Raw genomic sequence first — 22,916 nt, forward strand, 5'->3', positions numbered from 1 at the left:
GGCACACCTGATCACCACCATCCCCGAACGGTGCGCAACCTGGGCCTGGTCCCACTGGCGCCGACGCCACCAACACCGCGCCAAACAAGCCCACTACCAGCGAAGACACACCCGAGATCACGAAGTGCTGCTGGAGTACTAAGGCCTGTCTCGTAGATCTTTGTGTGAAGTCCTGCGCCGACCACCGGAACCTCAGGGGACCGTGACGGCACCCAGCCACCTCGATACCCGCACTGTTCGCCGGGACGCAACGCACACTGTCAATCCCGGGGAGGCGGACTAGTTCTTGAAGTACGCGCTGCCCTCGACGTGGCCGTGGCCGCAGACCGAGCCGAAGGCGTAGGTGACGATGAACGCCTGGGTGTCGTCGGGCGGGATGACCCGGGCCCCCGCCGACGGCGGCTCGCACGGGCCGTTGACCGGCTCGTTGCCGCTGGGCACCACGCCCCAGTGCAGCTTCTTGGCCGCGGTGTCGCCGGGCTTGAGCGTGACGAGGGTCGGCTTGGGGTCGAGCGTGCGGGTGAGGTCGGTCGGCGTCGGCTTCCCGTTGGCGTCGATGAACTGCAGGCCGCCGTAGCCGTAGAGGGTGCACGTCGCGTCGGTCTTGTTGGTGACCACGAGCTGGGCGTACCGGTTGCCGGCCGCGGCGTCCTCGGGCCGCACGACACCCTCGAGATCCTGCGCGGTGCACTTGGTGCCCTGGCCGGCCGGGGCGCGCTCGGTGCTGCTGGTGCTCGGCCCGGTGCTGGGGCCGGCCGTCGGCGACGACGGCGTGGTGCCGGCCGGTGGGGTGGCCGGCTGACTGTCCCCTGTGGACCCTCCGGACGGGTTGCCGCACGCGCTCAGCAGCGCCACCAGACCGACGGCCACGCAGGTGGCCACCCGAGCTCGCCGGACCATGGCGATCACCTCCCAGTTTCGCTTACCGGTCCTACCAGAAGAGACGTCCGCGCGCCGGTCAGGTTGCGCCCCAAGGGGTGGTGAGCGAGCGCATTCCGTCGATCGGGTCGGCCCAGACATATGCCCACGCGATGGTGCCGCCGGCGAGGGTCACCCGGACCCGCCGGTACTCCTCGCCCTCGTATTCGTCCACAGTGGACAAAGCGGTGGCCGGCGCGGCGAGGTCGACCACCCAGCCGCAGACACCCGGTCCGGCGCCCAGGCGCAGTGCCGGGTAGCCGAGGCCCGTGTCGAGCAGCGTGCCCGGCAGCTCGGCGCGGTGTGGCTCGCCCGTGACGTGCGGCTCGAGCATCGGCCAGTGCGACGCGCCGGGCTGCAGCGTGCCGTAGACGAACAGCCGGCGCGGGTGGTCCGCGGCCACCGGCGCGCCCTCGACCACCAGCAGCGCGAGGCCGTCGTCCGGCGCCGGCTCGCCCACCAGCGCCGCCGCGGCCGCCTGCGGGACGTCCGCGCAGCGCACCGGCCGGCCCTCGACCAGCAGCGGGTACCGGACCGTCCGGGCGCTGTCGCTGCTCTCGGCGGCGACGTAGGCGAGCGGCGCCTCGACGAGGGCGCCGTCGTCGAGCCGGACCTCGCCGGTGGTGACGTGCGCGAGCCGGTAGCGGTTGCCCCGGCCCTCGCACCGGTCGAGCACCTCGACCTGCTCGGGCGTGGCGAGCCAGACCGCGTGCTCCTCGGTGACCCCCGGCGCCGCGGCGAGCGTGGCCGGCCGCTGGTCGTCGACCACGCGCAGCCCGGCCGCCCACACCGCGGCGAGCCCCGCGCACCGGGCGCGCAGCAGCACCGCGGGGCCCGGCAGGCCGAGCGCGCCGCGCAGCCAGGTGAGCTTGGCGGGGTTGACGTTCGAGCCGTAGGACAGCACCGGGACCCGCCCGGCCAGCGGGGTCGCGTCCCGGTCGGCGAGCCACTCGTCGAGGTCGCTGCCGTCCTCGAGCCGCCAGCCGGACAGCGCGCCGTGGTCGGGCCGCAGCGGGTGGCCGGTGGCGTCGTCGTGTGCGTAGGAGCAGCCCGGCCGCGCCCCGGGATAGGGCACGGCCGGGTAGTCCTCGTCGGCGAACGGCACGCCCTCGAACCTAGTGTCCGGGCCGGGACACCAAGGCCTGTCTCGTAGATCATCGTATGAAGTCCTGCGCCGACTGCGCCGAGCACCGGAACCTCAGGGGACCGTGACGGCACCCAGCCACCACCCACCTCGATACCCGCACTATTCGCCGGGACGCAACGCACACTTTAAATCCCGGGGAGGCGGACTAGCGCGGCAGGCGTTTTCCGGGCGGGGCGATGATGTAGGCGATGCCGCCCGAGCCGCCGGAGATGCCGCCGCTCGCGTTGTGCCGCTTGGTGCGCAGCCAGATCGTCTCGAACTGCTCGCGCTTGTAGACGTTGCGCACGGCGTCGTCGCTGCTGGAGGCCGGGTCGTTGGCGATCACGTCGCCGGTCTCGGTGAAGCCGACGATCACCATGATGTGCCCGGAGGTGCCGTAGCCCGCGCCGTCGAGCTCGGAGGCGAGGAACGACTGCGAGGTGATCACCGGGATGCCGGCACGGATGTAGCGCTCCACGTCCGCGAGCGAGCTGAGCCGGGTGATGTGCGCGGCCAGGCCGTAGCTCGCGGCGTAGGCGGTGTTGAACGGCCAGTTGCCGGTGCCGTCGTAGTCCTTGTCGTAGCTGAACCGCGCCGCGTGGTCGACCTGTGGGTCCTGATAGGACGGATCGACCCAGGACAGGTCCGCCGCGCTCGGCCCGCGGCCCCAGTACCTGACGACCATCGCCGTCGAGGTCGGGCTGCACCACGCCTCGCCGCCTCCGCCGTACTGCGGGTACTCGCCGGCGTGGATGTTCTGGGAGAAGCGCGGCACGGGCAGCTCGCGGCCCCACGCGCCGGCCGACGGGCTGGTGGGCACGGTGAACCGGTCGGGGATGGCCGAGGTCATCGCGCCGACCATGCCCAGCGTGGGGGAGACGCGGGCGCCGGCCGCGCGGTAGAGGGTGACGCGCAGCTGGTAGGAGCGCAGCGTGGCGCCGGAGTTGGCGACGAACGTGTCGACGTCGACGTAGCCGGTCGCGTCCTCCTGGTTGGGGACGGTCGTGCGGATGACGTCCTGGTCGCCGAGGGCCCAGCGGCCCATGACGTACCAGGCGGTCGTGGCGCCGGTGCTCGAGCGGCCCTGCATCTCGACCTGCAGCCAGGTGCCGTCGGGTGTCGTGGCGTTCCACGACGCGACGAGCTGGGTGGCGCCGAAGCCCTGCTCGTAGGACTGCGAGGTCCAGCGGCCGTACTCGTAGGTGCGGGTGGTGCCGAGGTCGGGCTCGGTGTGCTCGACCGTGCCGGCCGGAGCGCCGATGCGCAGGCCGCCGCCGGGGGCCGGAAGCAGCCCTTCGGCGTGGCCTTGGTGGAACTCGCGCGTCGAGCGCCACTGGTGGAAGTCGACCGGCGCCGGGTCGGCGGTGCTGTCGTCGTGCTCGGCCGCGGCTGTCGCGGGCATGGCGGACAGTGTCAACGCGAGGGCGGCCAGCAGGGCTTTGAGCTGCATGGTGAGAATTTTCACCTGCGGGTGCCGGTATGTAAACAGGTTACGGCTGCTCTTCCTCGAGCTCGGCGATGAAGTCGGCCCAGAACTGCTCGACGCACCGCTCGTAGCGGATGCCGAGCTCGATCGTCTTGACCTGCCAGCGGTCCGCGTAGTCGACGAGCTCGTCGCGCTGCTCGGCGTAGCTGTCGGCCCGGGCCTTGTGCGAGCGGTGCCGGTCGTGGGCGAGGCGGACGAGGTCCTCGCGGCCGCCGAAGTTGGCGAAGAAGAGCTTGAGGAGGCCGAGATCGCGGACCTCGGTCTGGTCGGCGGTGGTGTCGGCGAGCCATTCCCGCAGGGCCTCGCGGCCGGCGGGGAGGATCTCGTAGGTGCGCTTGCGCCTGCCGCCCTCCTCGACGGTCTCGCTGACGAGCCCGTCGGCGACGAGGCGCGCGGGCTCGTCGTAGAGCTGCGAGTGGGCGAAGGCCCAGAAGTTGCCGATGGTGTTGGCCACCCACTGCTTGAGGTCGTAGCTGGTGGCCGGCGAGTAACTGAGCATGCCAAGGACGACATACGACGTGGCGTTGAGCTTGCGCCTCCTGCCGCGCGACTTCGGGTCCGGCACGGACGCGACGATACCGATGCGGACCGACACTTGTCGCCCGTTTGGTCTAGTCCCTTCGGGGCTTGACGGACTCACCCGCCCGGGTTAGGTCCCGCGCGGGTGTCCGCCCTGCCTCACAGCACTGCCTGGGTCTGGGTCACCCGGGCCACCAGGCGGTCCTCGTCGTCGAGCACGTCGGTCTCCACCACCACTACGCGGCGGCCCGCGTGTAGGGGCCGGGAGATCGCCGTCGCGTGGCCCTGGGTGACGGCGCGGAGGAAGTTGGTCTTCGACTCGATGGTCGTCGTGCCCGAGGAACCGGCCGGCAGGTTCAGGTACGCGCACAGCGCGCCCGTGTTGTCCGCCAGCGCCATCAGCACGCCGCCGTTCAGCGCGCCGCCCACCGTGCACAACGGCTCGGCCCAGGCCACCCGGCCGCGGACCTCCGACGGCGCCGAGGACAGCATCTCGATGCCGAGCGTCGCCGCGAACGGGACCATCTCGTGCAGCGAGGCCGTGGCAGAAGGGGCGTCGGAGGCCGCGTCCGGCGAGGTCACGACAGGTGCGCGATGTCGAGCTTGCCCTCCGCGGCCGCCGCGCGCAGGCGCTTCTTGTCGAACTTGCCGACGCTCGTCTTCGGCACCTCCTCGATGAACGCCCAGTTCTCCGGCAGCTGCCACTTCGCCACCTTCGAGGCCAGGAAGTCCCGCAGCTCGTCAGGCGTCGCCGACTTGCCCTCCGCCAGCACCACCGCCACGAGCGGGCGCTCGGCCCACTTCTCGTCCGGCACGCCGATCACCGCGGCCTCCGCGACCGCGGGGTGGGCCATCACCTGGTTCTCCAGGTCCACCGACGAGATCCACTCGCCGCCGGACTTGATGATGTCCTTCGACCGGTCGGTCAGCCGCAGGTAGCCGTCCGGCGTGATCGCGCCGACGTCACCGGTGCGCAGCCAGCCGTCGTGGAACTTCTCCGAGCCGTCCTCGCCCGGCGCGACCTTGTAGTACGCCGCCGCGACCCACGGCCCGGCCACCTCCAGCTCGCCGACCGCCTCGTTGTCCCACGGCAGCTCCTGGCCGTCGTCGTCCATGAGCCGGGCGCGGACCGACGCGGGGAACCGGCCCTGCAGGATCCGGTACTGCCACCGCTCGTCCCCGGACACGCCCGCCGGTGGCCGCGACACGCTGCCCAGCGGCGACGTCTCGGTCATGCCCCACGCGTGGATGATCGTCACGCCCAGCTCGTCGAACGCGGCCATCAGCGACGGCGGGCACGCCGACCCGCCGACCACCGCGCGGCCGAGCGGCGCGAGGTCCTGCGGCTGGTGCTTCAGGTGCGCGAGCAGCCCCTGCCAGATCGTCGGCACGGCGCCGGCCATCGTCGGCTTCTCCGCGGCGATCAGCGCGGCCAGCGGCTCGGGCTGGAGGAACCGGTCCGGCATGATCAGCGACGCGCCGACCATCAGCGCGGCGTAGGGCAGGCCCCAGGACATCGCGTGGAACTGCGGCACGATCACCAGCGCCCGGTCGGACTGGGCCAGCGCCATCGAGTCGGTCATGCACACCTGCATCGAGTGCAGCCAGATCGACCGGTGCGTGTAGACGACGCCCTTCGGGTCACCCGTCGTGCCCGACGTGTAGCACATCGCCGCCGCCGAGTTCTCGTCCACGGCCGGCCACTCGAACTCGTCGGGCTGGCCCTCGAGCAGGTCCGCGTAGGAGTGCACGATCACCCCGTCCGGCGCCTCCAGCGTGCTCGCGTCACCGTTGACGACGACCACGTGCTTGACCGTGTCGAACGTCGGCAGGACCTTGGCCAGCAGCGGCACGAGCGTGGCGTCCACCAGCACGACGTGGTCCTCGGCGTGGTTGGCCACGTAGGTGAGCTGCTCGGGGAACAGCCGGATGTTGAGGGTGTGCAGCACCGCGCCCATCGCGGGCACCGCGAGGTAGGTCACCAGGTGCTCGTTGTTGTTCCACATGAACGTGCCGACCCGCTGGTCGGCGGTGACGCCGAGGCCGCGCAGCGCGTGCGCGAGCCGGGCCGCCTCGCGGCCGACCTCGGCGTAGGTGGAGCGCCGGGAACTGGTTCCGGTCCAGGTCACGACCTCCGCGGTCGCGTGTACCCGGCTGCCGTGGCGCAACAGGTTGGCGATGGACAGTTGACCGTCCTGCATGGTGCCCAACATCGCTGTTCAAGCTCCCTGGTGACTGGTGGCGTTTCGAGGCGAACAGTAGTAGCGAATTGTCACATCTGGACATGGGTAACGCTCCGTATCAGCCCCCCAGAACGTGGGTCACCTGCGGTTTCGCCGAGAAGAATGCGCGTGTCGCGCGTATGTTCTCCCTCGTTGATGTGTTTACTGGGTCGCGGCACCGCAGGGGCACGCCCCAGGCCTGACCTGGGGCGTTGGCCGGTCGCGGACCAGCCAAGCAGTCGAGCAAGGAAGGATCACCACGGTGGCTCTGCCCACGTTGACTCCAGAACAGCGCGCTGACGCGCTGGCCAAGGCTGCGGAGGCGCGCAAGGCGCGGTCCGAGCTGTTGGCGTCGATCAAGTCCGGTAAGCAGACCATCGCGTCGGTGCTCGGGCGTGCCAAGGACGACAAGACGATCGGCAAGACCAAGGTCGCCGCTCTGCTCAAGGCCGTGCCCGGCCTCGGCGCGGTGAAGGTCGCCGCTCTGCTGGAGCAGGCCGGCATCGACCCGGACCGGCGTGCGGCTGGTCTCGGCGACCGTCAGCGTTCCGCGCTGATCGACGCGCTCAACTAAGTAGTTTCCCGAGGTCAGGGCCCGTCGGCGGTCGTCATGGCGACCACCGGCGGGCCCTTCTGCGTCCCTGGCATCCTCTGAACGTGTTCAAAATCTCGGCTCGCGAGGGTTTTGTCGCCCGCCCGCGTGGGCATGATGGGGACGTGACCCTTGGGCTGATCGCGGACTACCGACCCGGCTCCTTCCTCCTCACCTCCCCGTCGCGGGCGCTGCTGGCCACGGGTGCGCAGAACGTCGTCGACGAGCGCGACCCGGACGAGCTGTCGGCCAAGGTGACGAAGCTCGTGGTGGACTCCGACGTCCCGGTCGCGGTCGGCGCGCTGCCCTTCGACGACACCGCCGCCCCGCACGTGGTCCTGCCCCGCGCGGTCCGCTGGTCCGGGCCCGTGCACCCCACCGGCATCCACCGGCCGGCCGTTCCCGCCGTGCTGCGGGTGGTCCCGGTGCCCGCGCCGGCCGACCACGAGCGCGCCGTGGCCACCGCCGTCGCGCGGTTGCGGGCCGGCGAGCTGGACAAGGTCGTGCTGGCCAGGACGCTGCGGCTGCACCTGGCCGGGGCGGTCGACGTGGTCCCGCTGCTGGCCAACCTCGCCGCCGACAACGCCACCGGCTACACCTACGCCGTCGACCTGCCCGCGGCCGGCGCCGGGCGGCGCACGCTGGTCGGCGCCACCCCGGAGATGCTGCTGTCGCGCACCGGCCCGGTGGTGGTCGCCAACCCGCTGGCCGGGACGATCCCGCGGCACCCCGACCCCGCGCAGGACCGGCTGGCCGCCGACGAGCTCGCCGCGTCCGCCAAGGACCTCGAGGAGCACCGGGTCGTCGTCGAGACGGTGATCGAGGCGCTGCGCCCGTTCTGCCGGACGCTGACCGTGCCGGACGGGCCGTCGCTGATCAGCACCGCCGCCGTGTGGCACCTGTCCACCAGGATCACCGGCGAGCTGGCCGACCCGGGCATCTCGTCGCTGCGCCTGGCCGCCGCGCTGCACCCGACCCCGGCGGTGTGCGGCCGGCCGGTCGCGCGGGCCCGCGAGACGATCGCCGAGCTCGAGCCGTTCGACCGCGGGTTCTACGCGGGCGCCATCGGCTGGTGCGACGCCGACGGCGACGGCCAGTGGGTGGTGGGCATCCGCTGCGCCGAGATCACCGAACCCGCCCCCACCGCGTCCTCGACGATGACCCTCTACGCCGGCGGCGGCATCATGCCCGCGTCCGAGCCCCACCTGGAACTGGCCGAGACGAGCGCGAAGCTCCGCACCCTGCTGCGCGCGATGGGCCTGGACGACCTCCTGCCCTAGGCGGGCCGCCGCTCGACGACGCGCAGCTCACCGTCCACTTCGGACCCAAGGGTTCGCGGGTGACCCGTGCGCGACGGCGGAGGTGGCTCAGCCCAGGGCGGCGATGACCGCGTCGGCGTTCTGCTCGGTCACCCAGTCCGGGCCTGGGGCGTCGCCGATGACGGCCACGCTCGCGCGGTACTCCTCGCCCGCCGCGAGGTCGCTCATGTGCACCCGGGCGGGGTCCACTTCGGCCGAGTCGGAGGCCACGACCCGGGGCGGGGCGTCGAAGTCGGAGAGGGTGAACGTGCTCATCACGATCGACATGCCCTTGCCGGTCGCCTTCACCACGGCCTCCTTGCGGGCCCAGTACGTGAAGAACGCCGAGCGCCGCCCGGCCGCCGGCAGCGCGTCGAACGCGGCGCGCTCGTCGGGCGAGAACGCGATCCGCGCCAGCTCGTCGACCTCCGCGTCGCGGACCTGCTCGACGTCGACGCCCACCGGCGGCCCGTCGATCACCGCCAGCGCCACCCGCGAGCCCGAGTGCGAGATCGACACCGACGGCGCCCCGTCCGCGACGACCCGCGGCTTGCCGTGTGGCTTGCCGCAGTCGTAGCAGCTGCTGTCCAGCACCACGGCCTCCGGCTCGATGCCGAGCCGCTGGCCGGCGATCGTGCGGATCAGCGCGCGGCCGGTGAGGAACCGCAGCTGGTCGACCTCCAGGCGGTAGCGGCCGTACCGCTCGCGCTCGACGTCGTCCAGCATCGCCAGCAGGCGCGGGGTCTCCGCCGCAGGCCGGGCCCACCACACGTCGCATCGCATGGTCAGATCATGACCGGTCGCGCCCGGCCGCGAGTATGCGACCTCCGATTTCGACCGTCCGGCGCAAGGACTTGCCCCTCTTGGCGCACTACTCCAGATGGGGCTTGCGCAGAGGTTACTGTCGGGTAATTTATCCGCCAACTGTGACAGCTGTCGCACCTCACCGAGGAGGTCCGTTGCGCCGCATCATCAGCTTCATCCTGCTGGGACTCGGCGTCTTCGCGGTGGCCCTCGGCCTACTGCTGAGGTTGTACGCATACCCGCAGCTCGCGAAGATTCCGCTGGACCAGGAGTCCACGTCGGTCGCGCAGGGCGACGGCATCACCGCGCTGGTCGTGCGCACGGTCGACGGCGCGCCCCAGCCGGAGATCCGGCAGAATCTCAGCCTCACCTCGACCACCTACGTCACCGGCGACCTCACCCAGCCCGAGGTCGAGACGGACGGCAACGTCGCCGTCTACGTCGAGGCGATCAAGACCGTCGACGACGCGTCCGGCATCGTGGTCAACGCGTCGGTCCGCTCGCTGTGTGTCGACCGGTTCACCAACGAGGCCGTGGTTCCCTGCGAGGGCCAGTACACCGAGCAGGAGCAGGGCAAGCGGGTCACCGAGGACCGCGACACGATCCAGCAGCCGGGCCTGTCGTTCAAGTTCCCGTTCGGCACCGAGCAGCGCACCTACTCCTACTACGACCTCTCGGTGGGCAAGGCGGTCGACGCCAAGTTCGACGGCGAGGAAGCCGTGCAGGGCCTCAACACCTACCGGTTCGTGATGGAGGTGCCGCCGACCAAGATCGGCGACCGCGAGGTGCCAGGCTCGCTGATCGGCCAGAGCGACAAGCCCTCCGTGCGGGCCGAGCTGTACTACCAGGTCAAGCGGACCGTGTGGGTCGAGCCGGAGACGGGGATCATCGTGGTGGGCCAGCAGGAGGGCAGGCAGGAGCTGCTCGCCCCGGGCCAGTCACCCGGCGAGGGCACCACGGTCTTCGACGGCACGTTGCGGTTCAACGACACCACGATCAACGACAACGTCACCAAGGCCGAGGACAACAGGTCCAAGCTGAGCCTGCTGACCTCGTGGCCGGTGGCCATGTGGATCGGCGGCGCCGCGCTGATCGTGCTGGCGGTGATCCTGCTGATGACCGGCTCGCAGTCCGGTGGCCGGACCGGTTCCGCGCCGCCGCTGCGCAGACAACCGGCCGGGGCCCACGGCTAGTTCGTGCCCTGGCGTTTCCGGAGTACGAGAACCAGGTTCCACGAGGCGAATTCCCGCACACCGGGAACGTGCACGATCCAGGTCGCCCACCAGGGGTGATAACGCGGCAGCGCGCGCACCAGCTCGGCGTGCGCGCAATCGCGTGCCCAGCGCATCGCCGCGCCCACGGTGAATGCGAACAGGCTTTCGCCGAAACGGTTTTTCGGCTCGCGTCCGTTTCGCCGGACGAACCGGCGGCGGGCGTAGTGGCCGCCGAGGAAATGCCAGGGCGCGGTCTCGTGTCCGCCCCATGGCGAGAACCACGGCGTGAATGACGCGAAAATGGTTCCGCCGGGCTTGGTCACCCGGACCATCTCGGCCAGCATGGCCGCCGGGTCGGCCACGTGCTCCAGCACGTTCGACGAGTAGCAGACGTCCACAGAACCCGTCTGAACAGGCAGTTCCGTGCCGCTGGCGCGGACCATGCCCGCCGCGGGCTCGCCCCGGGCGGACAGCTCGCCGACATCCGGGTCGATGCCGAGGTAGCGTGCGCCGGCCGCCCGGAAACTGTCCGCGAAATAGCCCGGGCCGCCGCCGACATCGAGGATGAGCCGGCCGTCGAGCGGGGTGTAGGTGGAAATCTGGCGAACCGAGTCGGCGGCCAGGATCTGGTAGAAATGGTCCGGGTCGGACTGTTCCTTCAAAAAGGCGCGGAACAGTCGGACGGATCTGTGTAATGAGGCGTCCCGGCGGTATTCTGAATCGGTTCGCGTCGCATTACCTACCATTGGGGGTATCGCCTTCGTCGATAGTTTGGTGAACTGTACCGGCCGGTAACGTATCACTCCCTGCGAAGCGGAGATTTCATGAGCCGCGAGCACTCGTCCTCCCCGGCGGTGTTGTTCGTCAACTGGCGCGACACCGCACACCCGGAGGGTGGTGGATCCGAGCGCTACGTCGAGCGGATGGCCGAGGGCCTGGCCGGACGCGGCTACCGGGTCACCATCCAGTGCGCCGCACACGCCAACGCGCCGGCCGACGAGGTGGTCGCCGGCGTGCGCTACCGCCGGCGGGGCAGCAGGTTCACCGTCTACCTGTGGGCGCTGGTCGCGGTCGCGCGGATGCACGCGGACGTGATCGTCGACGTCCAGGCCGGCCTGCCGTTCTTCTCCCGGCTGGTCGCGCGGTGTCCGGTGCTGGTGCTCGTGCACCACGTGCACCGCGAGCAGTGGCCGGCGGTCGTCGGCCCGCTGCTGGGCCGGATCGGCTGGTGGATCGAGTCCCGGGTCGCGCCGCGGCTCTACCGCGACTGCCGCTACCTCACGGTGTCCGACGAGACCCGGCGCGAGCTCGCCGGCCTCGGCATCGCCACCGCGCGGACCACGGTGGTGCGCAACGGCCTGGACACGCCGCCCGCCGTGCACGCCGAGCCCGACCCCGACCCGACGCTGGTCGTGGTGGGCCGGGTGGTGCCGCACAAGCGGGTCGAGCACGCGGTCGACGTGGTCGCGCGGCTGGCCCGGCGGTGGCCCAAGCTGCGGCTGGAGATCGTCGGCCACGGCTGGTGGCTGGACAACCTGCGGCGCCACGTCGAGCAGCGCGATCTGGGCGACCGGGTGGTGCTGCACGGGTTCGTCGGCGAGCAGGACAAGCACGAGGTCCTGGCGCGCGCGTGGGTGCACCTGTGCCCGTCGGTCAAGGAGGGCTGGGGCATCGCGATCATGGAGGCGGCCGCGCACGGCGTGCCGTCGGTGGCCTACCGCCGGGCCGGCGGGGTCGCCGAGTCCATTGTGGAGGGCGAGACCGGGCTGCTGGCCGACGACTTCGACGACCTCGTGCGCCACGTGGACCGGCTGCTGGCCTCCGGTGACCTGCGGTCGTCGCTCGGCGCGGTGGGCCGGGCAAGGGCGCTGTCGTTCGCCTGGGAGCGCAGCGTCGCCGAGTTCGAGGCGGTGCTGGTCGAGACCGCAGGACTTGCTCGCGTTTAATGCCGCAGGTGAGCTTCGACGACGTGCGCCGGGACTGGATCCGGCTCGGCGAGCAGGATCCGCTGTGGGCGGTGTACGTCAGCGCCGACAAGCGCGGCGGGCGCTGGGACCCCGGGCAGTTCCTGGCGACCGGGCGGGCGGACGTGGCGGCGGTGGTGGCCTGGCTGTCGCGGCTGGGGTTCGGCCCGCGGTGGGGCCGGGTGCTGGACTTCGGCTGCGGGGCGGGCCGGCTGTCCCAGGCGCTGGCCGCGCACGCCGGCGAGGTGGTCGGGGTCGACGTGTCGCCGCCGATGCTGGACATGGCGCGGCGGCTCGACCCGGCTGGCCGGTGCTCGTTCGTGCTGAACCCGGCCTCGGACCTCGGCCTGTTCGCGGACGGCTCGTTCGACCTCGTGTACTCCGAGCTGGTGCTCCAGCACCTGCCGGCGCCGGTGATCGACGGCTACCTCGCGGAGTTCGTCCGCGTGCTGGCGCCGGGCGGGGTGGCGCTGCTGCAGTGCACGACTCGTCCACTGTGGACGTTCAAGGGCCTGGTGTGGCGGCTGGCGCCGGGATGGCTGGTTCGCCTGGCGCAGCGGGTTTTCCTGCGTTACCCGGCGCCGATGCGGATGACCCGGTACCCGGCGTCGCGGCTGCGTTCGGTGGTGGGGTCGGCGGGTGGCGCGGTGGTGGCGAGCGAGACCGTGGACGACCGGGCGACGCACTGGCGCTCGACCCGGTTCGTGATCAGGGGTTCGAGCCGTAGTTGACCGAGTCGCCCGACCGGCCGCCGAAGTTGTTCGGGGAGGACGGGTCGTTGAGGTTGACGCTCTTGTCCGGCGCGGACGCCGACGCGACGGCCACCGCCACCCCGGTCGCGAGCGCGAGTCCGACCAGAACGGCTGCGATGGCGCCGACGAGTTTTCCCACGGTCACAACTCCCGAGTCCGACGGTTGGACCGCCTCAGGCTACCGGCCGGTAAGGCAAGCCACAACAAGCTGAGCGTGACCGTCACCAATGCCAACGCATCCGCGGCGAGAACCGCCGGCCGCGGTGGTTTCGTGGTGGGATCCGGCGCGATCGTGCCGTCGACGCGGTAGAGGTCGAGCCACTCGCCCTCGTGGACCGGGTGCCCTTGGTCGAGCACGGCCCGGTCGACCCGGCCCGGGGTGCCGTGCTCGACGAGGACCCAGCCGATGCCCAGGTCCTTCAGGTCGCCGCCGTCCCTGATCGCCGCCGCCCGGGGGTCCTCGCCCGCGAGGGGCCGGCCGTTGACGACGAGCGTGTCGTCGATGACCGTGGTGCGCGGGAGGACGCGCGGGGCGGGGTCGAGCTGGGTGCGCTCGCCGTTCCAGCCGAACTGGCGGAAGGCCTGGAACGGCAGCGTGACGACGTCGCCGCCGCGGGGGTCGGTCGCGAGGATGTGCCGGACCTCGGCCCAGTCGGCGGGGTAGTCGACCGCCTGCAGGCGTCCCCAGCCGGCCCAGGCGAGGTCGGGCATCATCGCGATCGGGATGACCGCGGCCGCGATGACGATTCCCTTGGCAGCCTTGCTGTTCGTGCCCGCCGTGCTGGCCGCCTTGGCCGCTTTGGCGACGCCGAGGGCGAACCCGAGCGCGAACGGCAGCGCCCACCAGGCGACCCACTTCTGGGAGTCCCGCAGCAGCCCGCCGCCGGGGACGTGCGCCACGACCCAGCCGAGCAGCCCGGTGCCGCCGAGTGCCGCGACGAGCAGGCCGGCCACGCCGAGGACGAGCAGGCCCGGCCCCCACCGGCGGTGGAGCTCACGCATCCCGAGGATCGCGACCCCGACCATCGCGATGATGAGGACCGGGACGAGCGGGTTGGCCCGGCTGGCGGGGGTGACCTCGGAGTTCCAGATGCCGCCGAGGCCGAGCAGGCTCACGAGCGGGCCGCCCCAGCTCTCCCCGCGCGCCGCGAAGGCGGTCACGGCGTCCGGCGTGGACAGCCCGCCGCCCGGATGGAGCACCGCGGGCACCCACCAGGGCGCGTTGAGCGCGACGCTGACGCCGATGGTGACGGGCAGCCGCCGCACCCCACCGCAGACGATGGCCGTGCCGGCCGCGAGGAGCCCGCCGGACGGGGTGAGCACGGCGGGCGCGGTGACGAGCACGAGCACGGCGAGCTGCTTGAGCTTCGGGTCGGTTCTGAGGGCGAGGGCCGCGCGGGCGATCCAGGGCAGGCAGGCGTAGGCGAGGAGGTAGGGCCAGTGCCCGATGAACAGCCGCTCGGCGACGTAGGCGCTCCACCCGTAGGCGACCGCCGCGACGACCCGCACCGTCTGGGAGTCCGACGGCACGAGCAGCCCGGCCCCGAGCGGCCCGACGACGAGCGCGGCGAGGAGGAGCAGCTGCTGAACGAGATCCCCGGGCACGACGGTGGTCAGGAAGGCGACGACGGCGTCGGCCGGCACCGAGCGGGGAAGCGCCGACCCGAGCCCGAGCGAGTCGGGCAGGAGGGTTTGCCTAGGCGCGAACACCATGTCGTAGCTGAGCACGAACCCCCGCCCGAGCAGCGGCCCGAGCACCGCGAGCGCCATGGCGAGGCAAACCCCGGGCAGCACGAGACGCCGAGTTGTCCCCATGCCACCTCCCGTTCCGGAGTTGTCCACAACCAAGATCGACATCGCCTTCTTTGTCACCCCCAGCCGATAGAATGGAGCCATCGGGGTGCCCCCGGAGAGGGTGGGGGCTGTCACCGTACGCGCGTGCGCGCGGGGCTTGCTGTTTTTCGCAGGTCCGGCTGGGGGGTCTTTGGGGCTCGCTCGGGCTGCTGGGGTGGTTGAGGGCTGGGCGGTTTAGCGGGGCTGGTCCGGGGCTCTGCCGCGTCTGGCGGCGGGTTTGGCGGATTTGCCGGAGGCGGCAGGGTTCCGGGCGGCGCGGGCGACTTCTTGTGGGTGTTCACGGTGTCGGGGCTGGGTTACAGTCGCGGCTACTCGCTGGTACGGAGGGGTTGTGGCGCGTCAGGTTGCTCAGCGGGTTCGGGTGGCCGCGCTGCTCGTCTCCGTGGGTGTGGCCGGTAGCCAGGCCGCCTCCTACCTGCTCAACGTCGTCGCCGCGCGCCTGCTCGTGCCGGCCGGCTTCGGGGAGCTCGGGTCGCTGCTCGCGGTGCTCGTCGTGGGGGCCGTGCCGGCCATGGGGTTGCAGACCGTCGCGGCGTTGCGGGTGGCTCGGACGGCCGAAATGTCCACACGGGACACTGGGCAGCTGTTCTCGCTCGGGCTGGCCACCAGTGGGGTTGTCACGGCCGTCGCGGTGGTGGCCTCGCCTCTCCTCAAAACCCTGCTGCACCTCGAGTCCGTCTGGCCCGCCATCCTCGTTGCGGTCTCGCTCAGCTCGATCACGCTCATCGGGCTCTGCTACGGCATCCTCCAGGGCACCCGCCGCTTCACCGCCATGGCCGCGCTCCTCGCCACCGAAGCCGTCGGCCGGATCGGCGGCACCGTCGCCGGGCTCGTCATCACGCGCAGCGCCACCGGGGCGCTCGCCGGCACCGCCATCGGCGCGGCCGCGGTGGCCGTCGTGGGCTGGGTCGTCTGCGGGAGGCCGACGCCCGCCCGGCACCACAAGGGACACGTCGGCGAGGTCCTGCACGCCGTCCAGGCCATGCTCGCCCTCGTCCTGCTCGTCAACCTCGACCTCGTGCTCGCCCGCCACCACCTCGACGCCCACCAGGCCGGTGAGTACGCCGTCGGCGCCATCGTCACCAAGATCGCCTACTGGCTGCCGCAGGCCGTCGCCATCCTCGTGCTGCCGCGGCTCGCCAGCAAGGAGGGGCGCCGCCACGCCCTGCCGCGCGCGCTCGGCATCTGCGCGGCGCTCGACGCGGTCGTCGTGGTGACGGCGGCGGCGCTGGGACCGACCGTCGTCGGCATCATCGGCGGCGCGGACTACGCGAACGCGGACATCCCGGTCTGGCCCTTCGCCATCGCGGGCTCGCTGCTCTCGCTCGTCCAGCTCCTCCTCTTCTCCCGCATCGCCAGCGCCGACCGCCGGTCAACGGTGCTGCTCTGGCTCGCCGTCGCGGTCGAGATCGTGCTCGTGACCGCGTGGCTGCACGACGAGCTGACCGACATCGTCACCGCCGCCGTCATCGCCACCGCGTCGCTCGTCCTCGCCGGCGCGGTGGTCGAGCTCCGGTCTCGGCGGCTCGAACCAGTCGACGCAGCCCGCGACGACGGCGGCCGCGGCCAGCAGTAACGCCGCCTGCGACACCCACCCGTACGCCCACGCCTGCCCGTGGTCCAGCACCCGCCCGGTCACCGCCACCACGCACGCCACCGCGGCCCCGCCGAACGCCAGCACCCGCGGCGCCGGCGGCCACAGCGTCCGCGCCAGCAGGCACGCGATCAGCAGCACCACCGGCAGCATCCCGCCCAGCAGCGCCAGAAGCGCCACCAGCGCGACCGGGATCCACCGCCGTCCACCGGCCCGCACGTCGACGGGCCGCCGCCGCCCCGGGACCAGCACCGAGCCGAGCAGCACCAGCATCGCCACCCCGCCGATCGCGAGGCCCCGCCGGTACTGCGCGTCCGGCGCGAACGTCAGCGAGACCGTGCCGCCCGCGCCGGCGGGCACCAGCCACGCCTGCTGCCAGCCGTCGACCCGCACCCGGGACAGCGGCCGACCGTCCATTGTGGCCACCCAGCCGGCGTTCGCGTTCTCCGGCACCGACAGCACCGCCGCCGGCCCCTCGTCGACCACGACCTTGCGGTCCGTGACGTCCCACCGGGTCACCCTGGCGCTCCGCGGCCGCGGCGCCGGCGAGCTCGCGGCCGGCAGCAGGCGCAGGTCCTGCACGACGAACGCGTCCGACGGCGTGGTGCGTACCTCGTGCTCACCGGGCTGCAGGTCCACGCCGCCCTCGAGGTCGCGGCAGGTCCGGAACCGCAGTGGGCGGTGCGCCCTCAGGTCGGCCAGCGTGCCCGACACCGACGTCGTGTAGGTGAAGCCGTCGAGCTCGAGGCGCGGGCCGCCGCCGCACGGCACGGTGAACGGCGTGTTCGCGGCCAGTGGCGGGAAGTCCACGCCGGCCAGCGCCAGCTCGGTGATGCCGGCCGGCGCGCCCGGCCGCGACTCGGTGCCCGCCACGGAGATCTCGATCGACGACGTGGTCAGCCGGAACTTCGCCACCCCGTCCGGCGTCACCGGCACCGTCTGGGTCCCCTGCGGCACGGTGATCACCACGTCGGTCGGCCGCGCGCCGCCCGAGTCGTCCGCAGTGGACAGTCGCAGCCCGCTCAGCTCGTGCGGCGTGGACCAGGACAGCGTCAGCTTCGGCCGCAGGTCGGTCCCGTCCGCGATCCACGTCGTCGAGCGGTCGCCGTCCACCGCGGCCAGCGGGCCGGCCGCCGGGTCGCCGGCGAGCTGGCTCGAGCCGGACACCTGGAAACCGGGCAGCGACACGGGACTGCGGCCGCCGGCCGCGGGCAGCACGGTGCCCTCGAGCCGGTAGTTCGCCGCCGCGGACGTGGCGAACAGCCGGTGCACGCCGGACGGCTCCTCGCCGACCCGCGCCTGGCCCGCGTCGCAGCGCCCGGCCACGCACGCGTACCTGGGCTGCCCGCCGCGGGTGAACACGAAGCTCGTGGGCCGCCCCGGCGCCGGGGCCACGTCCTCGGGCACCGCCAGCGCGCGGGTCGGTGCCACCCCGGGCACCGCGAGCTCGGAGATCGCGACGTTGCCCGTCTGCCGCCCGGCCGCCACCGCCACGACCGTCACCCGCACCGTGCTCGTGAGACCCGGCGCGGTGGCGAAGCGCTGCGGCCGGCCGCCGCGCGCGACCTCGTGCTCGACGCTGCCGTTGTCGGTGGTGATCCGCACCCGGGTGACCGGCCAGCCGACCGCCAGGCTGTCCACCATGGCCAGGCTGACCTCGTTGACCTGGCGCGGCGTGTCCAGCTCGACCTCCAGCCACTGGCCGTCCGGCCCGTCGAAGCTCGACGAGCGCCACGCGGTCAGCGGGTCGCCGTCGATGGCGGCGAACGGCAGGCCGGACGGGTCGCTCCCGTTCACCGCGTCCGCGTAGCTGATCGACGTCGACGCGGTCACGTCCCGGATGCCCCGGTAGGCGGCCATGGTCTGGTGCTCGCGGCCGCGGAAGGGCAGCACGTCGGTCGAGGGCCTGCGCTGGCGCGCCGGCTCGTCGGCGGTCAGCGTCTGGCTGAGGTTGTCCCGCACCCGGCCGACGTTGCGCTCCCGGTGCCGCAGCCCGTCGGTCACCAGCCACTCGCGCGACCCCGCCAGCCCGCCGTCGCCGGCGAGCACGGTCGGCGCGCCCGCGTCGAGCACGCCGGCCTCCAGCAGCGGCAGCAGCGACTCCGGCCCGCCGCTCACCGTCGGGATGTCCTCGGCCGCGACCACGCTGGCCTGCGGGACCGCCCGCTCCACCTCGTAGATCTCGATCGACGGCACCCGCCCCACCCCGGGCAGCGGCACCGCCGGGCCGAAGTCGGCGATCCGGCGCAGCCCGTCCGAGCCGGCGAGCCCGGCGCGCAGCGCCGCGGGTGGCGGCGCGTCGGTGCCGTCCTGGTCGATGTCGTTGCGCAGCAACAGGTACCGGTAGCCGGCGCGGGCGAGGAAGGGCGCCAGCGCGGGTGACCCGCGGGCGTCGGCGAGCGCGTCCTCGACCGCGTCCATGATCCGCGTGTTGCCCTCCGACCCGAGCGGGATCTGGCTGCGCACCGCCCACGGCGAGCGGGCCAGCGCCTGCGCGGGCTCGTCGACCGTGCGGCCCCACGTGTAGTCGCCGAACCCGGACCCCGGCAGCAGCAGCGTGCGCGCGTTCGGGTCGGTCTTGCCGAGCCAGGTCATCGCCGCGCGCCAGTGGTCCGGCACCTCCGACCAGCCCGGCCCGGGCCGCAGCGTGAACAGCCACGCGGGCGCGGCCATGACCGCCACCAGCAGGGCCGCGACCGTGAGCCGGGCGCGGGTGGCCCGCAGCGCCGACGTGCCGCGGGCCATGCCGGGCAGCCGGCCGGTGATCGCGTGGGTGAACGCGAGCGTCAGCGGCAGCCGCAGCACCGGCTCGAACTTGTGCACGTTGCGCAGCGGCGCGAGCGGCCCGTCCAGCAGGTCACGCACGGTGGCCGCGAGCGGCCCGTCGAGCGTGCCGACGTAGCCGATGGTGAGCAGGGTCAGCCCGGTGAGCACGCTGAGCACCAGGAACCGCCGCTCCGGCAGCCGCGGGCGCACCAGGCCGAACAGCCCGATCGCCGCGACCAGCCCGGTGACCAGCATCAGGACCGGGTTGTCGATCAGCAGGAAGCCCGACGGCCACCACGGCGTGCCGGCGACGACGTAGGCGACCCACTGGTTGGTGCCGCGCAGCACCTCGAACAGCGACATCGGCGCGGTCGTGTTGGTCGCCGACTCGATGTAGTCGAGGAACGGGAGGCTGTACTCGCCGAGCAGCAGCAGCGGCAGGATCCACCACAGGCACGCGGCGAGCACCGAGCCTGCCCACCACGCGCAGAGCTTGACGTGCTCGGCGGTGAACCGGCGGGTCGCGAGCCACAGCACGGGAAGCACGAGCGCCATCAGCACCATCGCGCCGTTGACCCCGCCCATGCCGAGCACGGCCAGCGCCGACAGTCCCGCCGCGCGCCGCGGCGAGCCGATGCGGTTGGCCTTGACCAGCGGCAGCAGCACCCACGGCAGCAGGACGGCGGGCAGCATCTCGGCGGAGAGCGGGCCGATCTCGGTGAGCATCCGCGGCGCGAGGGCGTAGGCGAGCGCGCCGGCGAACCGGGCCGGCTCGCTGCCGATGCGCAGCGCGCGGGTGAGCGCGAGCATGCCGCCGAACGCCAGGCACAGCAGCAGCGCGCACCAGACGCGCTGGGTGAGCCACGGCGGCAGGCCGAGCAGCTGGCCGCCGGCGAAGAACGGGCCCATCGGGAACAGGTAGCCGTACGCCTGGTTCTGCAGCTCACCGCCGGTGGCCTGGGGGTTCCACAGGTGCAGCGCGCGGCCGAGGAACGCGATCGGGTCGACCGCGAGATCGAGCTTGGTGTCGAACGTGGTGCGGCCGGGGCGTTGCAGCAACGACAGCAGGGTGAGGCCCAGCATGACCCAGGCGGCCGGGTTGCGGCCCAGCCTCGAGACCCTGCCATCGGTGGTTAACATCGCCCGAATACTAGGGCTATGGTGGCCCGACCAAAGTCGGCTTTCGGCGAGGCGGGGTGCTGGGTGGACTTCGACAGCGTCTGGACCTCGGCGGCCGAGATTCCCGGCTGGCTCACCGAGGACCAGGCCAGGATGCTGTGGGAGGCCGTATCCCGGCTGCGGCCCGGGGCCACGGTCGTCGAGATCGGCAGCCACCAGGGCCGGTCGACGGTGGTCCTCGGGCACGCGGCCCGCTCGGTCGGCGCCCGCGTGGTGGCGATCGACGCGTTCGTCGACGGCCGGCTCTTCGGCGGGCGCTCGACCCGGGACCGCTTCGAGGCCAACGTCGCCGAGGCCGGCCTGTCCGACGTCGTCGAGCTGGTGGTGGGGTACTCGACCCGGCTACGGCCGGCGTGGACCCGGCCGGTCGATCTGCTGTACGTGGACGGCAAGCACGACTACTGGACCTATGTGGACGATCTGCGGTGGTCGGCGCACCTGCCGCCGGACGGCGAGATCCTGGTGCACGACTGCTACTCCTCGATCGGCGTCACCGCCGGGACCCTGCACAAGGTGCTGCTCGGCTCGCGGTTCGCCTACCTCGACCGCAGCCGCTCGCTGGCCCGGTTCGTGGTGCGGCGCCCGGGTTTCGCGGACCGGCTGCGCGTGGTCGCCCAGCTGCCGTGGTTCACGTGGAACGTGTTCGTGAAGGTGCTGTTGCGGTTGCGGTTGCGCCGGGTGGCCTCCTGGGTCGGCCATCACGGACCGTACGACCCGTATTAAGGCGTGCCGGCCTGCACGTCGGTGACGCAGAGCGGGGCGATGTCGAGGTCGCGGGTGATCTGGACCTGGGTGAACGTGCCGGTCACGACGAGGTGGAGGGTGTGCAGGCCCTCGTCGAACCGCACCTCGGTCCGGGTGTTGCCGACCCGCACGACGCCGATGCCGCGATCCGCGGTGTAGTAGCCGATCCGGACCACCCGGCGGCCCGTCACGGTGTCCTCCATGGGGATGCGGACGGTCTCGTGCTCGACCAGGTAGCCGCAGTCCGGGACGGGGCCGGGCAGCGCGGCGGTCGCGTCCCGCAGGACGATCACCTGCTGGGGCGTGCCGGTCCCGTCGAGCTTGTAGAGGTGCTCGGTGGGGCGGTCGAACCGCGGGCTCTCCGGGACCAGGCCGATCGCGCGCGAGGTGAGTGCGTCGTCGACGAACCAGTCGGCGATGACCGTGTTGGGGACCGGGCCGTCGAACAGCACCAGGTCGGGGTTGGCGGCCAGTGCGTCGCGGGCGGTGGCCACGTAGTCGCGGGCCTCGCGGAACCGCAGCGCCGGGGCCACCCGCAGGAAGCTCACGGTCGCGCCGGCGAGGACCAACACGGTGAGCGCGGCCGCGGCGAGCCGGACGGGCCGGGCCGGGGGCGCGACCGGTGCGGGGTCGGCGGTCTCGGTCACGCGCCGGGCGGGCAGCAGCGCGAACGCGGCGCACAGCACCGCCACCGGGACCGCGTCGGCCAGGTAGCGCGGGTCGGTGCCGATCACCGGGCCGAGCACGCCCAGCCGGGTCGTCGCCACGAGCCCCAGGTCCACCGTGAGGTAGGCGAGGAGGAACAGCCACGGCAGCAGCGCCCGCCTGCGCGACCGCAGCGCGCTCACCACGACCACCGCCAGCGTGAGTACCCCGGCCGCGATCCGCACGGCGAGCGGCGGGGTGGCCCAGGTCGCCCCGCCGCCCACGTCGGTCAGCGGTCCGCCGAACAGGCCGGGGAGGAACGTGTCCACAATGGACGTGACGGCGAGCCCGGCGACGGACCGGCCGGTGACCGGGGTCGGGCTGGGCTGGGTGCCGGTCACCGCGAGGTAGAGCACGGCGAAGGCCGCGAGCAGCCCGGCGAACCCGAGCCAGAGCCAGCGGTAGCGGCGCAGCGCCCAGAGGATCGGCCCGGCCTCGGCGTGCGGCGCGAGCAGTGCGGTGACCCCCAGCAGCACCACGGGGATCAGCGCGGCCTTCTCGTAGAACGCGAGCCCGAACACGGTCCACAGCACCGCCGCCCACCAGCCGCCGCGACCGTCGAGGAACCGCAGGTGCGCGTGCAGGGCGGCGAACACGGCCACCAGCATGGGGAAGAGCTGCAGCGCGTAGGCCCACCACAGGGTTGGGAAGAGGATCAACGGGGAGCACGCGAACACCGCGTACAGCGGCACCAGTGACCATCGCCGGCCGAACAGTCTCGTGAGGACCTGCCAGAACAGCCACAAGGTGGCCGCCTGCATCACCAGCAGTGGGATGACGGCCGCGGTGTGGTTCAGGGGGGCGATGGCGGTGACGAGCCAGGTGAGGAGGAAGGCGCCGGGCTGGACGTGGCCGTTGTAGTCCTGGAAGAGGAACGCCGGGTCCAGGGCGGGGGCGTGGGCGGCCCGGTGGGTGAGGATGAAGTCGTCCTGGCCGAAGTACCCGCTCAGCCAGACCGTCGTGTGGACTGCGAACGGGACCAGTGCGGTGGTCAGTGCGGCCAGGGTCAGGGTTCGGCCCGGCCTGGCAGGGTTCGTGGTTGGGCTGAGGGGCCGCGGGCGTGCTTGCTCGACCGACACGGCACTCCTCGCGCTGCAGTGAGTCCTTGCCTGGGTATCGGACTTGTCCGTTTGGCGTTACTCGGTTTCGGATGGATCGTCGGCCGGGCTCGCTCTGGTG

General features: G+C 72.6%; 18 protein-coding genes and 1 pseudogene. 7 read left to right on the forward strand and 12 right to left on the reverse strand.

Features of this window, described 5'->3' with window-relative positions; translation table 11 throughout:
* Nucleotides 1–279 precede the first annotated feature (279 nt).
* From VGD70_RS01545 to VGD70_RS01570, 6 genes are all read right to left on the reverse strand, one after another.
* A complete protein-coding gene (locus VGD70_RS01545; protein WP_331077299.1) occupies nucleotides 280–900 on the reverse strand; it encodes a DUF4232 domain-containing protein in 621 nt (206 codons plus the stop codon).
* Nucleotides 901–958: 58 nt separating this feature from the next.
* On the reverse strand, nucleotides 959–2,023 hold the full coding sequence (locus tag VGD70_RS01550; RefSeq protein ID WP_331077301.1) for a gamma-glutamylcyclotransferase: 1,065 nt from the start codon (nucleotides 2,021–2,023) through the stop codon (nucleotides 959–961).
* Between the two features lie 187 nt (nucleotides 2,024–2,210).
* Nucleotides 2,211–3,494 (reverse strand): C39 family peptidase, encoded by a 1,284-nt coding sequence (locus VGD70_RS01555; protein ID WP_414637870.1) that lies wholly within the window; start codon nucleotides 3,492–3,494, stop codon nucleotides 2,211–2,213.
* 40 nt (nucleotides 3,495–3,534) lie between these two features.
* Nucleotides 3,535–4,095: a PadR family transcriptional regulator gene (locus VGD70_RS01560; RefSeq protein WP_331077303.1), complete on the reverse strand. Its 561-nt coding sequence runs from the start codon at nucleotides 4,093–4,095 to the stop codon at nucleotides 3,535–3,537.
* Between the two features lie 113 nt (nucleotides 4,096–4,208).
* Nucleotides 4,209–4,574: a PaaI family thioesterase gene (locus VGD70_RS01565; RefSeq protein ID WP_331077328.1), complete on the reverse strand. Its 366-nt coding sequence runs from the start codon at nucleotides 4,572–4,574 to the stop codon at nucleotides 4,209–4,211.
* 53 nt (nucleotides 4,575–4,627) lie between these two features.
* On the reverse strand, nucleotides 4,628–6,262 hold the full coding sequence (locus VGD70_RS01570; protein ID WP_331077304.1) for a long-chain fatty acid--CoA ligase: 1,635 nt from the start codon (nucleotides 6,260–6,262) through the stop codon (nucleotides 4,628–4,630).
* 271 nt (nucleotides 6,263–6,533) lie between these two features.
* Here VGD70_RS01570 and mihF point away from each other — a divergent pair, with 271 nt between their 5' ends.
* Complete coding sequence (mihF, locus tag VGD70_RS01575) at nucleotides 6,534–6,845, forward strand: integration host factor, actinobacterial type (protein WP_331077306.1); 312 nt, start codon at nucleotides 6,534–6,536, stop codon at nucleotides 6,843–6,845.
* A 143-nt stretch (nucleotides 6,846–6,988) separates the two neighbouring features.
* Complete coding sequence (locus VGD70_RS01580) at nucleotides 6,989–8,143, forward strand: isochorismate synthase (protein WP_331077307.1); 1,155 nt, start codon at nucleotides 6,989–6,991, stop codon at nucleotides 8,141–8,143.
* A gap of 87 nt (nucleotides 8,144–8,230) precedes the next feature.
* On the opposite strand, the gene VGD70_RS01585 is transcribed toward VGD70_RS01580, so the two are convergent.
* The gene (locus tag VGD70_RS01585; RefSeq protein ID WP_331077308.1) at nucleotides 8,231–8,944 is read right to left on the reverse strand and encodes a 4'-phosphopantetheinyl transferase family protein; all 714 of its coding nucleotides are present in this window, start codon (nucleotides 8,942–8,944) and stop codon (nucleotides 8,231–8,233) included.
* A gap of 176 nt (nucleotides 8,945–9,120) precedes the next feature.
* Between VGD70_RS01585 and VGD70_RS01590 the strand changes: the two genes are divergently transcribed.
* A complete protein-coding gene (locus tag VGD70_RS01590; RefSeq protein ID WP_331077309.1) occupies nucleotides 9,121–10,158 on the forward strand; it encodes a DUF3068 domain-containing protein in 1,038 nt (345 codons plus the stop codon).
* Here VGD70_RS01590 and VGD70_RS01595 read toward each other — a convergent pair.
* On the reverse strand, nucleotides 10,155–10,841 hold the full coding sequence (locus VGD70_RS01595) for a class I SAM-dependent methyltransferase (RefSeq protein ID WP_331077310.1): 687 nt from the start codon (nucleotides 10,839–10,841) through the stop codon (nucleotides 10,155–10,157). The two genes, VGD70_RS01590 and VGD70_RS01595, sit on opposite strands and share 4 nt — an antisense overlap.
* A gap of 162 nt (nucleotides 10,842–11,003) precedes the next feature.
* Between VGD70_RS01595 and VGD70_RS01600 the strand changes: the two genes are divergently transcribed.
* Both VGD70_RS01600 and VGD70_RS01605 read left to right on the forward strand, forming a co-directional pair.
* Nucleotides 11,004–12,125, forward strand: coding sequence for a glycosyltransferase family 4 protein (locus tag VGD70_RS01600; protein ID WP_331077312.1), 1,122 nt, complete (start codon nucleotides 11,004–11,006; stop codon nucleotides 12,123–12,125).
* A gap of 8 nt (nucleotides 12,126–12,133) precedes the next feature.
* Nucleotides 12,134–12,874, forward strand: a complete 741-nt coding sequence (locus VGD70_RS01605; protein WP_331077314.1) for a class I SAM-dependent methyltransferase — start codon at nucleotides 12,134–12,136, stop codon at nucleotides 12,872–12,874.
* Here the strand turns inward: VGD70_RS01605 and VGD70_RS01610 are convergent.
* Together VGD70_RS01610 and VGD70_RS01615 are read right to left on the reverse strand one after the other, a co-directional pair.
* A complete protein-coding gene (locus VGD70_RS01610) occupies nucleotides 12,852–13,034 on the reverse strand; it encodes a hypothetical protein (protein ID WP_331077316.1) in 183 nt (60 codons plus the stop codon). The two genes, VGD70_RS01605 and VGD70_RS01610, sit on opposite strands and share 23 nt — an antisense overlap.
* A gap of 2 nt (nucleotides 13,035–13,036) precedes the next feature.
* Nucleotides 13,037–14,710: a hypothetical protein gene (locus tag VGD70_RS01615; RefSeq protein ID WP_331077318.1), complete on the reverse strand. Its 1,674-nt coding sequence runs from the start codon at nucleotides 14,708–14,710 to the stop codon at nucleotides 13,037–13,039.
* A 370-nt stretch (nucleotides 14,711–15,080) separates the two neighbouring features.
* Between VGD70_RS01615 and VGD70_RS01620 the strand changes: the two genes are divergently transcribed.
* On the forward strand, nucleotides 15,081–16,325 hold the full coding sequence (locus VGD70_RS01620; RefSeq protein WP_331077320.1) for a polysaccharide biosynthesis protein: 1,245 nt from the start codon (nucleotides 15,081–15,083) through the stop codon (nucleotides 16,323–16,325).
* 891 nt (nucleotides 16,326–17,216) lie between these two features.
* On the opposite strand, the pseudogene VGD70_RS01625 reads toward VGD70_RS01620, so the two are convergent.
* A pseudogene (locus tag VGD70_RS01625) lies at nucleotides 17,217–20,249 on the reverse strand (alpha-(1->3)-arabinofuranosyltransferase); the annotation flags it as partial.
* Between the two features lie 63 nt (nucleotides 20,250–20,312).
* On the opposite strand from VGD70_RS01625, the gene VGD70_RS01630 reads away from it, so the two are divergent.
* Entirely contained in the window at nucleotides 20,313–21,011 is a 699-nt protein-coding gene (locus VGD70_RS01630; RefSeq protein WP_331077322.1) for a class I SAM-dependent methyltransferase, read from the forward strand.
* On the opposite strand, the gene VGD70_RS01635 is transcribed toward VGD70_RS01630, so the two are convergent.
* The gene (locus VGD70_RS01635; RefSeq protein WP_331077324.1) at nucleotides 21,008–22,816 is read right to left on the reverse strand and encodes a hypothetical protein; all 1,809 of its coding nucleotides are present in this window, start codon (nucleotides 22,814–22,816) and stop codon (nucleotides 21,008–21,010) included. The genes VGD70_RS01630 and VGD70_RS01635 overlap by 4 nt on opposite strands.
* Nucleotides 22,817–22,916 lie beyond the last annotated feature (100 nt).

Source organism: Actinophytocola sp. (assembly GCF_036402745.1).
GTDB lineage: Bacteria > Actinomycetota > Actinomycetes > Mycobacteriales > Pseudonocardiaceae > Actinophytocola.

Coding starts and splice junctions, on each gene's coding strand:
- VGD70_RS01545 (WP_331077299.1), bottom strand. CDS start 900: ATGGTCCGGCGAGCTCGGGTGGCCACCTGCGTGGCCGTCGGTCTGGTG.
- VGD70_RS01555 (WP_414637870.1), bottom strand. CDS start 3,494: ATGCAGCTCAAAGCCCTGCTGGCCGCCCTCGCGTTGACACTGTCCGCC.
- VGD70_RS01565 (WP_331077328.1), bottom strand. CDS start 4,574: ATGGTCCCGTTCGCGGCGACGCTCGGCATCGAGATGCTGTCCTCGGCG.
- VGD70_RS01570 (WP_331077304.1), bottom strand. CDS start 6,262: ATGTTGGGCACCATGCAGGACGGTCAACTGTCCATCGCCAACCTGTTG.
- VGD70_RS01585 (WP_331077308.1), bottom strand. CDS start 8,944: ATGCGATGCGACGTGTGGTGGGCCCGGCCTGCGGCGGAGACCCCGCGC.
- VGD70_RS01600 (WP_331077312.1), top strand. CDS start 11,004: ATGAGCCGCGAGCACTCGTCCTCCCCGGCGGTGTTGTTCGTCAACTGG.
- VGD70_RS01615 (WP_331077318.1), bottom strand. CDS start 14,710: ATGGGGACAACTCGGCGTCTCGTGCTGCCCGGGGTTTGCCTCGCCATG.